Source organism: Mesorhizobium sp. P2_B5, assembly GCF_056404775.1.
The window spans coordinates 739,325-751,457 of record NZ_JBFUDJ010000002.1 but is presented as its reverse complement, the minus strand read 5'-3'; the positions used below and the strand labels follow the sequence as shown (position 1 = coordinate 751,457).

General features: G+C 61.7%; 11 protein-coding genes. 5 read left to right on the top strand and 6 right to left on the bottom strand.

Annotated features, from left to right (window positions below; genetic code table 11):
* Window positions 1-77 precede the first annotated feature (77 nt).
* From AC1D1N_RS10080 to AC1D1N_RS10055, 6 genes are all read right to left on the bottom strand, one after another.
* Window positions 78-824, bottom strand: a complete 747-nt coding sequence (locus AC1D1N_RS10080; RefSeq protein ID WP_477348256.1) for a ribonuclease activity regulator RraA — start codon at window positions 822-824, stop codon at window positions 78-80.
* A 23-nt stretch (window positions 825-847) separates the two neighbouring features.
* On the bottom strand, window positions 848-2,011 hold the full coding sequence (locus AC1D1N_RS10075; protein WP_477348254.1) for a mandelate racemase/muconate lactonizing enzyme family protein: 1,164 nt from the start codon (window positions 2,009-2,011) through the stop codon (window positions 848-850).
* A gap of 31 nt (window positions 2,012-2,042) precedes the next feature.
* Window positions 2,043-3,140: an ABC transporter ATP-binding protein gene (locus tag AC1D1N_RS10070; protein ID WP_436260788.1), complete on the bottom strand. Its 1,098-nt coding sequence runs from the start codon at window positions 3,138-3,140 to the stop codon at window positions 2,043-2,045.
* A gap of 10 nt (window positions 3,141-3,150) precedes the next feature.
* Complete coding sequence (locus AC1D1N_RS10065; protein ID WP_112562097.1) at window positions 3,151-4,041, bottom strand: carbohydrate ABC transporter permease; 891 nt, start codon at window positions 4,039-4,041, stop codon at window positions 3,151-3,153.
* Window positions 4,038-4,997 carry a carbohydrate ABC transporter permease gene (locus AC1D1N_RS10060; protein ID WP_436260787.1) on the bottom strand — a complete coding sequence of 320 codons (960 nt, stop codon included), beginning with the start codon at window positions 4,995-4,997 and terminating at the stop codon, window positions 4,038-4,040. Before AC1D1N_RS10060 ends, AC1D1N_RS10065 begins: the two co-directional genes overlap by 4 nt.
* 77 nt (window positions 4,998-5,074) lie before the next feature.
* Window positions 5,075-6,553, bottom strand: a complete 1,479-nt coding sequence (locus AC1D1N_RS10055) for an ABC transporter substrate-binding protein (protein WP_436260786.1) — start codon at window positions 6,551-6,553, stop codon at window positions 5,075-5,077.
* Between the two features lie 209 nt (window positions 6,554-6,762).
* Here AC1D1N_RS10055 and AC1D1N_RS10050 point away from each other — a divergent pair, with 209 nt between their 5' ends.
* The 5 genes from AC1D1N_RS10050 to AC1D1N_RS10030 all read left to right on the top strand — a co-directional run bounded on the left by AC1D1N_RS10050 (window position 6,763) and on the right by AC1D1N_RS10030 (window position 11,751).
* Complete coding sequence (locus AC1D1N_RS10050; RefSeq protein WP_112562095.1) at window positions 6,763-7,473, top strand: GntR family transcriptional regulator; 711 nt, start codon at window positions 6,763-6,765, stop codon at window positions 7,471-7,473.
* A gap of 54 nt (window positions 7,474-7,527) precedes the next feature.
* Window positions 7,528-8,694, top strand: coding sequence for a mandelate racemase/muconate lactonizing enzyme family protein (locus tag AC1D1N_RS10045; protein WP_436260785.1), 1,167 nt, complete (start codon window positions 7,528-7,530; stop codon window positions 8,692-8,694).
* Between the two features lie 63 nt (window positions 8,695-8,757).
* Window positions 8,758-10,116 carry a mandelate racemase/muconate lactonizing enzyme family protein gene (locus AC1D1N_RS10040; protein WP_436260784.1) on the top strand — a complete coding sequence of 453 codons (1,359 nt, stop codon included), beginning with the start codon at window positions 8,758-8,760 and terminating at the stop codon, window positions 10,114-10,116.
* A 103-nt stretch (window positions 10,117-10,219) separates the two neighbouring features.
* Entirely contained in the window at window positions 10,220-10,546 is a 327-nt protein-coding gene (locus AC1D1N_RS10035; RefSeq protein WP_112562147.1) for an NIPSNAP family protein, read from the top strand.
* An 8-nt stretch (window positions 10,547-10,554) separates the two neighbouring features.
* Entirely contained in the window at window positions 10,555-11,751 is a 1,197-nt protein-coding gene (locus AC1D1N_RS10030; protein WP_477348250.1) for a mandelate racemase/muconate lactonizing enzyme family protein, read from the top strand.
* Window positions 11,752-12,133: the final 382 nt, after the last annotated feature.

The window sequence follows — 12,133 nt, the reverse complement described above, 5'->3', positions numbered from 1 at the left end:
GTTCACTTGAACGGCTCGGGTGCCGAATGCTGTCACACCGGAGTGGATGTAGTCGACATACGCCGCGTGGTCCCACGTCAATCCGCCGGGCGATTGGCTTTGCGCCACTCCTCATATTCGCCGCGGGCATCGTCATGCAGCGGATAGTAGCGCTGCAGCGGCGCACCCTGCATCAGCTTCATGCGCGAGAACTCCTCCCACTCGTGATGCTTCTGTGATTCTTCGATCACGTTTGCGGCCATTGCGAGCGGAAGCACCACCACCCCGTCGTCGTCGGCCACGATGATGTCGCCGGGGATCACAGTGACACCGCCACAGGCGATCGGCACGTTGACGGCATTGGGGTAGATGCTGGTCTGCACATGATAATTTGGTGTCCAGCCGCGCAGCCAAAGGGGGAGGTCGAGCTTCTCGACATTGGGCCGGTCGCGCATGCACCCGTCGATGACGATGCCCGCGCCACCTCTGCCCTTGAAATAAGTCGACATCATATCGCCGAAGACGCCGGAGCTCATGTCGCCGCGCGCGTCGACCACCACCACATCGCCCTCCTGAGCGTGATAGAGCACGTGCCGGTGCAATTGCGTTTCCGGGTCGGCGTATTCTCCCTCGCTGAAGAGGTCGGGCCGCTGCGGCAGGAATTGCAGCGTCAGCGCCGGCCCGACGATCGACTTCCCGTGGTTCTGCGCCACCGGACCGACCATGTGCGGATTGCGGAAGCCCATGTGGCCAAGCGTGCCGGCAACCGTCGCGGCGCCAATCTCCCTTAGCGCGTCGATCAGGTCTTTTGGCGGCCGCTGCGTGATATCGGGAGTATGCGTCATAATGGACTCCGGTTGGAATTGAGCTACCAGTTCGTAACTGAACCATCGCGGCGCTTGAGGTGAGGCGCTTCCCAGAAGCGGAAGCTCTGCGCCTGGATCGCCTCTTCATTGATCTCGACGCCCAGTCCCGGCAAATCGCTGACCGGGTAATCAGGGCCGTCCAGCCGTGGTTGGACGGGAAAGAACTCGGAATTGTCGAAGCCCAGCTTCCTTTCCGGCGCCCTGGTCTCGAGCCACGCGAAATTCGGCACCGCCGCGGCCAGATGGATGGTTGCGGCGGTGCAGACCGGGCCAAGGGGATTGTGCGGCATCAGGTCGACATAGTGCGCCTCGCTCCAGCCAGCGACCTTCATCGCCTCGGTGAGCCCGCCGACATTGCAAACATCGAGCCGGTTGAATTGGTGGATGCCGCGCTCGATGTAGGGCAGGAATTGCCATTTGCTGGCAAATTCCTCGCCGATGGCGAACGGGATGTCGGTCATCGTGCGCAGGGATTCGTAGGCCTCCGGTGTCTCGTCGCGTATCGGCTCCTCAAGAAAATCGAGCACGCCACGGCCGAGCTTGTTGCAGAAGCTCGCCGCCTCGGCCACCGACAGCCGATGATGATAGTCGATACCAAGGACCACCTCGTCGCCCAGCGCCTCGCGTGCCTTGTTTAGCATCCTCGCGGTAGCGCCAATCGACTCGCGCGGCTCGAAGATGTCCTTGCTGCTTTGCCCGATGGGGAAGAAGCGGATCGCCTGCCACCCCTGCGCGCACAGTTCCCGGGCTCGCTCGATGGCAATATCGCCCTCGGCCTCGTCTCCGGTCGAGGCGAAGGTGGGGATGCGGTCGCGCTGTTTGCCGCCGAGCAACTGGTAGACCGGCGCCCCCAGCGCCTTGCCCTTGATGTCGTGAAGGGCAATGTCGATGGCGGAAATCGCCGCCTGCAGAACGCGTCCGCCTTCGAAGTACTGGCTGCGATAAACCTCCTGCCAGATCCGACCAATCTGCATCGGGTCGCGGCCGATGAGGAATTCGCGATAGTGCTCGATCGCGCCGGCCACGGCCTTTTCGCGACCGCTCAAACCGCTCTCGCCCCAGCCATATATGCCCTGGTCGGTCTCGACCTTGACGAGCATCTGGTTGCGGGTTCCCACCCACACCGGATAAGGCTTGATCGCCGTGATCTTAAGTTTTGTGGTCATTCACACGCATTCCCCCACGCGTTCCCCTGGCTCAATCGGCATGGAGGGCCATCTCCGTTTCGCCGTCGAACAGATGGATGCGTTCCTGATCGAACTCGAGCCAGATGTGCTCGTCGGGTGTGACGGCGATGTTGGGGGCCACACTGATGTTGACGATCGCGCCGGAGAGGAACGCTTGCACGAAGGTGACGTCTCCGGTTGGCTCCACCGTATAGGCCTTGGCCGGAATGGCGCCGGGGGCGGCGCTCTTGTGCAGCTTGATCGTCGAATGTCGCGCGCCGAGCACGATCTTCCTGGTGGTTGCTCCCAGAACCTTGCGCGCGTTGAGTTGCGACAGCGGCAGGCTCCAGCCTTCCGCGCTGGTCAGAACGGTGCCGCCGTTTGCGGTCGATGCCTCCAGCGGGATAAGGCTCATCGCCGGGCTGCCGACGAAGCTCGCGACGAACATGTTAGCGGGATGGGCGAAAACTTGCGCCGGCGAATCGTATTGCTGCAGGAAGCCGCCGTTCATCACAGCCATCCTGTCGGCCATCGTCACGGCCTCGAGCTGGTCGTGCGTCACATAGACGATCGTCGCCTTGAGGTCCTGGTGGAACCGCTTGATTTCGGACCGCATCTGCACGCGCAGCTTTGCGTCGAGATTGGAGAGCGGTTCGTCCATCAGGAATACCGCCGGATCTCGAACGAGGGCGCGACCCAGGGCCACGCGCTGCTGTTGCCCGCCCGAGAGTTCGCGTGGCTTGCGCTCAAGCAACTGCGTCATATCGAGCACCTTCGCCGCTTCCCTGACCTTCTTGTCGATCTCATCCCTGGGCAGCTTGCGCATTTGCAGCGGGAAGGCGAGGTTCATATAGACCGACTTTTGCGGATAGAGCGCGTAGTTCTGGAACACCATTGCGATGTCCCGGTCCTTGGGATCGAGATCGTTGACCACCCGGTCGCCGATGAAGATATCGCCCGACGTTATCGGGATCAGCCCGGCGATGAGATTGAGCGTCGTCGTCTTGCCGCAGCCCGAAGGCCCGACGAGCGCAACGAATTCGCCGTCATTGACCGTCAGCGAAACGTCGTTGACAGCTTTGAAGCCGCCATAGGTCTTGACCAGATCTTTGAGGACCACGTGGGCCATCGGCAACTCCCTAATGCTTGACCGCGCCTTCTGTCAGGGCGCGTACGAAGTATCGCTGCAGGACGAGGAACAGCACCACGACGGGCACGCTCATCATGAAGCTCGCCGCCATCAGGCCTGGAAAGTCCGTCGTGTTTTCCGAAAAGAAGCGCTGGATGCCGACCGGCAGGGTCAACTGCTCGTTCTTCGAAAGGAAGGTGTAGGCATAGATGTACTCGTTCCATGCGCCGATGAAGGAATAGATTGCGGTGGCGATGATGCCCGGCGTCGACAGAGGCATCACGATCAGGATGAAGGCCTGGAACCGCGTCGCCCCGTCGATGCGCGCCGCCTGCTCGAGCTGCACCGGAATGTTGTCGTAAAAACCCTTGAGCAGCCAGATCGCCAGCGGCAGGCCGAAGGTGAGATAGGTGAGAATGAGCGAGCCATGCGTGTTCACCAACCCGATCGCGCGCATCAGGATGAAGAGCGGCACGAGAAAGATCACCGCCGGGAACATGTTGCGAAGCAGGACCGTGAAGAACAGGAAGTTCCGGCCCGGGAAGGTGAAGCGCGAAAACGCGTAGGCCGCGGGAACCGCCACGATCACCGAAAGGACAGTCGTGGCGGTGGAGACGAAGAGGCTGTTCCAGAAGAAGCGGAGGAAGTCCTGGCCGACGCTGTTTTGCGGATCGAGCAGCTTCTGGTAGCTGGCAAGGGTCGGCTGGTCAGGCCACCATTGCGGCGGGAATTGCATCGCGGCGAAGCCGGATTTGATCGAGGTGATCAGCATCCAGACCATCGGCAACGCGGTGTAAAGCAGCATGAATACGAGGAAGATGCGTCCGCCCCACCGCCATCCGTCGAAACGCAGGCGGCGACGGGCCTGGCCTCGAGCGGCTGTCTCGGCAATCGTGCTCATGCGTTGCCATCCTTCCTGTCGTTGCCGCTTAGCGCGCGGACGTAGAAGTAGCCGAACGCCATCAGGATGAGGAACAGCAGCACCGAATAGGCCGATGCCACCCCCCAGCGTTGCCGGCCGAAGGCGAGCTCATAGATATGGGTGATCCAGATATGCGATGCGTTCGACGGCCCGCCGCCGGTCATGATCCAGGGGATGATGAAGGAATTGAAGTTGGCCACTGCCAGCAGGAGGATCGTCACTGTCGAGACGTTTCTCAAATGCGGGAAGGTGACGTGCCAGAAGCGCTGCCATGCATTGGCTCCGTCCACCTTTGCGGCGCGCAGCAGCTGGTCGGGAACCGTCTGCAGACCGGCCATCATCATGATCATGGCAAACGGAAATTCGCGCCAGATGTTGACGACGATCAGGGAGGGCAGCACCGTTGAGACGCTGTCGATGAAATTCGGCGGCCGGTCGGCCAATCCGAGGCCGACCAGCACCGCGCCGATGATGCCGAAATCCGAATGGTAGATCCACTTCCAGATGTAGGACGCGGCGACCGCGCTGATGACCCAGGGAATGATGAGGATGGCGCGCAGGACACCGCGGCCGAAAAAGTCGCGGTGGAGCGCCAGCGCGGCGGCAAAGCCGAGGGCGAAGGAGATGAAAGTGGATGCCAATGTCCAGACAAGAGTGTTCCACGTGACCTTCCAGAACACCTGACTTGTGAGGATGGCCGTGTAGTTGTCGAAGCCGATGAAGATCTTGTCGCGGAGCTGCAGACCGGGCGGCGTATTGAAGAACGACAGTTCGACCGTGTAGTAGATTGGATAAGCGATGACGATGAGCATCACGACGATCGCAGGCAGCACATACGCGTAGTCAGCGCGATGCTCCCAGATCTTCCGCAGCACGCCGGACCTCCCGGGTTGCAGTCTTCGGCGAGCCTCGGTCTTGCCGGTCACGATCGTCACTGTGGCGTGCCCTTGTTCTTCGGAACGAACCGGCCGCACCATCGGCGCAGCCGGTCAGATCGTGGGTCCGGCTCGGACTAGAGTCCGCCCATCAGGTCTTTTACCTTCTGGGCCGCGTCGTCCGCTGCCTGATCGACGGTCATCGCTCCGGTCAGGGCGTTCTGCAGCATGTCCGGGACGATGATGTTCATGATCTCGGGGGACTGCGGCAGCGCCGGGAACGGGATGCCGTATGGCAGCATCGAGGTCGTGACATCGAGGAACTTGATGCTGTCGAGGCGTTCCTTCATCCATTTGGTCTTGAAGCCGTTGAGGTTGCCGGGGTTCGAGCCGGCATAGGCCATCTTCAACGACCATTCCGGGCTCGTCCACATGCAGATGATGGCCTTTGCCGCCGGCTCGTCCACCTTGCCGCCCTCGACATATTCGGGCTTGAGGATGTGAATGTTCGAGCCGCCGAAGACGACGGCGCGTTTGCCGTCCGGCCCGGTCGGAATCAGCCCGTAGCGCATGTTGTCGATGACGGTCTGCGCCTTGTCCTTGTCGGTGCCCGTCGCCTTCTTCTGCAGGTCGAGCATGACGTTGTAGTCGGACGGGTGCGAGATCATCATGCCGAGCTGGCCGGCGAGGAACAGCGGCTGGTTGTCCGCCTGCTGGTTGGTGAGCGCCGAAACCGGAACCGACTTGTCGCGGACATACATGTCATAGGAAGCTTGCAGCGCCGCCTTGCTCTGCGGGCTGTTGAGCTCGACCTCCTTATAGGTCGGGTTCGCGGTGGCTTCGTCGAAGACGCCGCCGCCATAGGCCCACAGCTGCGGCATGAAGCGGTACGGGGTATTGCCGGCATTCTTGCGGGCCACGAGACCGTAACCGGCAATGCCGAGCTTGTCGTGGATCTGCTTGGAATACTTGACGACGTCGTCCCAGGTTGCCGGAGCCTTGTCCGGGTCAAGGCCCGCGCGCTTGAAGATGTCGGCATTCCAGATGAATGCCATCGTCTCGTTGTTGGTCGGAATGCCGTAGCTCACCCCGTCCCAGGTCACGGCTTTCAAGGCGCCGGGCCAGAAGTCCTCGGTCGAATACCCCACGTTCTCGGGCTTGAGCGGCTGCAGATAGCCCTTTGCGGCGAATTCGGTACCACCCAGGATTTGCAGGCGGACCGCCATCGGCGCGGCATTGCCGAGGAGCGCCGTGCGGAACTTGTCGAGGAGATCGTTGTAGGTGAGGGCTTGTTCTTCCAGCTGGATGTTCGGGTAGGTCTTGCGGAAGGTTTCGAAGAAATCCTTGTAGTACTGGCGCAGGAGGTCGGGGTCGCCCTCGAACACGCCCTGATACCAGAAAGTCAGTCGCCCCTTGTAGTCGAGAGGGGTGACCTTGCCGCAATCGGCGGCCGTGTCGAAATCCTGCGTGCCCGCAATGGAGCGCACATATTCCGGCGACCACTTGCTCAAGTCGACCGGCGCCGCAGCCAACGCCGATGCGGACATCAACGATACCACCAAAGCAGTGGAGACAGTGCCGCGCAGGACGGCACCGCCGAGTGAAATCCTCGTCATAGGGTATCCTCCAGGTTTCTCTCCCACGCCGCTCTGCGTCGAGGCGAGCGGTCCTGCTCGTCGGTGGCCGAACGTACCGTTCGATGTATCCCTTCGAGCGCTTCATACGTTTTCAGATCGTGGATTGTCTGTCAACGCGCCAAATCGTACATTGTTTATGGAAACCGTGCGTGATATCGATTAAGGCGTGTATTGATTTGGGGGCAGCCTTGGCCGAAGCAAGCGATTTCAAAGCAGAGCCACCCGAAGGGATCGACCCTATCGGGGCCTCCAGCGAGGGCGCTTCGCTTTATCAATTGATCAGGGAAGACATCATCGAGGGGCGGCTCGCCGCCAACGAACGGCTTGTGGTCACCGATCTCGCCCGGCGTCACGGTACCTCGACCAACCCCGTGCGCGAGGCTCTGCAGCTGCTGCGGGGCGAGGGCTTTGTCACCTTTGTTGCCAACCGTGGGGCGCGCGTCCGGCCTATAGACCAGGATTTTGTCCGGGATATCTACGAGATCGGAGTCCTGATCGAGCCAGCACTGACGCGATGGTTTGTGAATATGGCTACCGTCGAGGACATTGCCGAACTCGAACGTATCCAAGGCCTGATTGAAGAGAACAATTTTGCCGACACGTTCAGGCACAGCGAGCTGGATACCGCCTTTCACACCGTGATGTACCAGAGGCACTACAACCGCCATGCCGCCGAGCTTTGGTGGAAGCATCGCGAAGTGCTGCGGGCTGTGAGCCGGCGTTTCAATTTCACGCTCGCCCGGCGTGCCGCGATCCTTCGCGAGCACCGCGAGCTCATCGCGCATGTAAAAGCGGGAAATGCCGACGAGGCAGCCGAACTGATTGCGCGCCATGTTGAAGGCTCCGGCCGGCATGTCCTCGAACACATGCGCGCGCGCAGCGCCGCTCGGGCAGGATAGAACATCCGGTCCGGAACGCAGCTATCCCGATCCACTTCGCATAAGGCAGTTGAGATGAAAATCACGAGCGTTCGGCCGTGGCTGATCAAGTCCGGTGCTTCTTATTGGGGAGAGTTCCTGTTCGTCGAAGTGACAACCGACGAGGGGCTGAGCGGCTGGGGAGAGATCACCACCACCACAAGGCTCGCCAACCGCGCGCTCTGCACGATCCTGCGGCAGATCGGTGCCGCCGTGACAGGCGAGGACCCGGCGCGTATCGAATACCTGTGGCACAAGATATTTCGCAGCTTCACCTACATGGGCAGCCGCGGCGCCGCAGTCGAATGCGTAAGCGCCATCGACATAGCGCTCTGGGACATCCGCGGCAAAGTCCTTGGCAAGCCGATCTACGAGCTGCTGGGCGGACCGGTACGCGATGAGGTCGCGCTCTATACCCATCCTGACCAACGCAAGTTTACCAGCAAGGAGGCTGTGGTTCGCGAAATTCGGGACATCGTCGAGTCCGGACACACGGGGCTGAAGTTCGATCCTTTCCCCCATCAGGGCCGCACCGCCGATGGGCAATCGCGCGAGCAGCGGGACGGCTACCTCGATGGCAGCATGACCCGCAAGGACGAGCGCGAGGCAGCCGAACTCACGGCTCTGATCCGCGAAACGGCGGGGCCTGATGTCGACGTCCTCATCGATGCGCATGGCCGCTTCGATGTCCCCACCGCCATTCGTCTCTGCCGGAGCCTCGAGGAGGCGGGACAGATCGACTGGTTTGAGGAGCCTTGCCCGCCCGAGAGCCTCAACGCCCTCAAACAGGTGCGCGAGAAAGTCAGCGCCCCTATCTCGTGGGGCGAGCGCGGCCACACGAAGTGGGATTTCGTGCCGGTGCTCGAGAACAAGCTCGCCGACTACATCATGCCGGACGTGACCTGGACCGGCGGCATCACCGAACTCAAGAAGATTTCCGCTCTGTGCGAAGCCTACTATATCCCGGTGTCGCCCCATGACGCGGCGGGACCGATCAACGTGGTTGCGGGAGCGCAGGTGATGATGACCGTTCCCAACTTCTACAAGCTCGAGACATCGGAGTGGAACCTTGGCAAATACGATCACCTCATCGACAGACCCCTCGACGTGTCAAACGGCAACCTCAAGCTGACGTCGAAACCCGGTCTGGGTGTTGAGATGAACCGCGAGTACCTGCAGGCCCACGAGATTGAGCTGGGCTAGCAATGCTCTCGCCCGGCGCAGCGTGCGGGCGCCAAGCGCAGCCAACCAGAACGAGGATAGATCATGCCAAAGACGGACGCAGCCGGCGAGGCGCTCAATCGGGTGAACACGAACTCCAGGCCGAGCGAGCTGCGCATCACCGACCTGCGTGTCGCCGAGATCGTCGGCGCGCCGTTCACCTCGGCTTTGATCAAGATCTACACCAACCAGGGCATTGTCGGCCTGGGCGAGGTGCGCGACGGCGCCAGCGCGACCTATGCGCTGATGCTGAAGAGCCGGTTGCTGGGCGAGAACCCCTGTGACGTCGACCGGCTGTTCCGCCGCATCAAGCAGTTTGGCGGCCATGGGCGGCAAGGTGGCGGTGTCTCGGCAATCGAGATCGCGCTGTGGGACCTCGCCGGCAAGGCCTATGGCGTGCCGATCTACCAGATGCTCGGCGGACGGTTCCGCGACAAGGTGCGGGTCTATTGCGACACCGATGCGGACAAGCCCAGCGGCACCGAGACCGGCAAGCGGCTCAAGGCGCGGATGGATCTCGGTTTCACCTTCCTCAAGATGGATCTCGGCCTGGCGCAGATAGCGCACATACCGGGCGCGGTGGTGGCGCCGGCCGGCGTGCTCGACGGTTTCCGCAGCCATGCCGCCCGTGGTCCGGCGCGCACGCTGGACGAGCGGCGGGCGCGCAATGCCGCCTATGACGCGCAAAACGTGCCGCATCCCTTCACCGGCCTGCACTTCACCGAGAAGGGCATCGACCTGCTCGATCAGTATATCCACGAAGTCCGCGAGGTGATCGGCTACGAGGTTCCGCTGGCCATCGACCATGTCGGCCACATCTCGCTGCAGGATGGCATTCGTCTCGCCCGGCGGATCGAGAAATACGCACCGGCCTGGCTCGAAGACGTGATCCCTTGGCAGTACACCGAACAGTATCGGCAGCTGCAGCAGGCTACGTCGGTGCCGATCTGCACAGGCGAAGACATCTACCTCAGGCAAGCATTCGAGCCGCTGCTCAACGCGGGCATCTCGGTCATCCACCCAGACCTGCTGACGTCAGGCGGCATTCTCGAGACCAAGAAGATCGGCGACGCGGCGCAGGAGCATGGCGTCGCCATGGCCATTCACATGGCCGAAAGCCCGATCGCGGCGATGGCCGCCGCACATGTCGCGGTGGCCACGGAAAACTTCATGGCGCTCGAATATCACAGCGTCGAAGTGGACTGGTGGGACGATATCGTCACCGGCCTGCCCAAGCCGCTGGTCAAGGACGGCTTCATTACCGTGCCGGACAAGCCAGGCCTCGGCATAGACGACGTCGTCGACGAAGTTATCAGCCGGCATTTGCAGCCCGGTGTCACGGGGATATGGCAATCCACCGAGCATTGGGACAATGAATATAGCTGGGACCGGACCTGGAGTTAGCCCAGCCCCCCGCCCTCATTCCCCCAGGCTCCCAGGGGCCAACGACCGACCATTCGTGTCGACCTCTCCCAAGGGAGAGGCGAAGAAAGAAACGGACGAAACCATGATCTACGAACTGCGTATCTATGACTGCCTGCCGGGCAGGCTGCCGGCTTTGCTCAAGCGCTTTTCCGACCAAACGCTGGCCATCTGGGAGAGGCATGGCATCCGCCAAGCCGGGTTCTTCACCACGGTGGTCGGCGAAAGCAGCAATCGACTGACCTATTTCGTCGCCTGGGAATCCCTTGCCGAGCGCGAAGTGAAATGGAAGGCCTTCACCACCGATCCGGCATGGCTCAAGGTCCGCGACGAGTCCGAGCGCGATGGCCCGATCCTGGCCAATATTTCCAGCCAGTTTCTCGCGCCAACCGCCTTCTCGTCGGTGAAGTAGAGGACATCATGAAGATCACCGATCTCCGGTGCGCCGTCATCGGCAAGCATCCCATCGTCCGCATCGTCACTGACGAAGGCCTCTATGGCCTCGGCGAGGTCGAGTACACCAAGCCCTATCTCAAGCCTTGGGTGCTGCATTTCCGCGAGGCATTGATCGGCGAGGATCCGACGGATGTCGAACGCTGTATGCTGAAGATCCGCCAGCGCGGCTCGTTCAAGCCCTACGGCGCCGCCGTCAGCGCCATCGAGCACGCGCTTTGGGACATCGCCGGCAAGGCGGCAGGCGTTCCGGTCTACAAGCTGCTCGGCGGCAAGGTGCGCGACCAGGTGCGGGTCTATAACGGCTCGATCCGCAAGAAGCGCACCGGCGACAAGCCTGAGGATTACGCGGCCGACGTCAAATGGATGATGGAGCGGCCGGAAAACTTCTTCATGGTCAAGCAAGGCATCAGCTTCCACTCCAACATGAAGACCAGCGTCGCCGACTTCCACTACGGCGTACGCCAGCCGCCGACCTATCACGGCGCGATGGACCAGGGGCAGATCAGCGAGCGTGGCATGGCGCACATGATCGACTGCGTCATCGCCATGAAGGAGGTGCTCGGCGACAAGGTCTCGCTGGCGCTGGATTGCGGCCCCGGCTGGTTCCTGCCGGACGCCATCCGCTTTGCGCAGGCCATCGAGAATTACAATCTGATGTGGCTGGAGGACATGCTGACCGGCGACTACGTGCCATGGGTCAATCCGCAGGCCTACCGCGAACTCACGACATCGACGTCTACTCCCATCCACACCGGAGAACAGATCTACCTGCGGCATAATTTCAAGGAACTGATCGAAACGCAGGCCGTGCGCGTCATCGGTCCGGATCCCGCCGATATTGGCGGCATCGCCGAGCTCAAATGGGTGGCCGAGCACGCGTATATGCACTCGATCATGATGGCGCCGCACGGTACGGCGAACGGCCTGCTCGGCCTCGGCGCACTGATCAATGTCTGCGCCACGCTGCCCGCCAACTACATTGCCTTCGAATACCCCAGCGCCTCCGATCCCTGGTGGGAGGATATCGTCATCGGCCTGCCAAAGCAGATCGTGAAGGATTCGATGATCGACGTGCTCGAAGCCCCGGGATTGGGTGTCGACATCGATGCCGCAGGGGCGAAGAAGTATCTTGGGGAAGAGGACGCCGGTTTCTTCGACTAGCGTAAGGCAGCCGGTGGGATCGGGCCGAGGATTCTAACCCGCCAAGAGCGCCATTTCGGGCTCTTGCCCGATATGCTGAACCTGTTCCGGCAGGCGCGCGGGGACGAGCTCTCCGACGACAATCTGCTGCTTGGGATGGGCGCGAAACAGGCAGCGGCGGCAAAGGTGGGCAAGACGGCGTCGAGTTGATCTCAACGTCTCTGTGTACAATGCTTCCGGTCAGGCTTCCGCACGTCGACATCCTCCCGCAGGAGCCGGGGCGGGGAGAAGGAGGGGCGCTTCCGGCGCTGGGGCTCTTCCTGTTAACCGAACGGACTGCGTCCAGGCATGGCGTTATCGCCTATTTGACACCTCTCGGCCGTGGGCACATAAATCGCGCCCC

Bases quoted from the DNA above. Each gene is read 5' to 3' on its own strand.
- AC1D1N_RS10080 (WP_477348256.1), bottom strand. From the start codon at position 824: ATGACGCATACTCCCGATATCACGCAGCGGCCGCCAAAAGACCTGATC.
- AC1D1N_RS10075 (WP_477348254.1), bottom strand. From the start codon at position 2,011: ATGACCACAAAACTTAAGATCACGGCGATCAAGCCTTATCCGGTGTGG.
- AC1D1N_RS10070 (WP_436260788.1), bottom strand. From the start codon at position 3,140: ATGGCCCACGTGGTCCTCAAAGATCTGGTCAAGACCTATGGCGGCTTC.
- AC1D1N_RS10065 (WP_112562097.1), bottom strand. From the start codon at position 4,041: ATGAGCACGATTGCCGAGACAGCCGCTCGAGGCCAGGCCCGTCGCCGC.
- AC1D1N_RS10055 (WP_436260786.1), bottom strand. From the start codon at position 6,553: ATGACGAGGATTTCACTCGGCGGTGCCGTCCTGCGCGGCACTGTCTCC.
- AC1D1N_RS10045 (WP_436260785.1), top strand. From the start codon at position 7,528: ATGAAAATCACGAGCGTTCGGCCGTGGCTGATCAAGTCCGGTGCTTCT.
- AC1D1N_RS10040 (WP_436260784.1), top strand. From the start codon at position 8,758: ATGCCAAAGACGGACGCAGCCGGCGAGGCGCTCAATCGGGTGAACACG.
- AC1D1N_RS10035 (WP_112562147.1), top strand. From the start codon at position 10,220: ATGATCTACGAACTGCGTATCTATGACTGCCTGCCGGGCAGGCTGCCG.
- AC1D1N_RS10030 (WP_477348250.1), top strand. From the start codon at position 10,555: ATGAAGATCACCGATCTCCGGTGCGCCGTCATCGGCAAGCATCCCATC.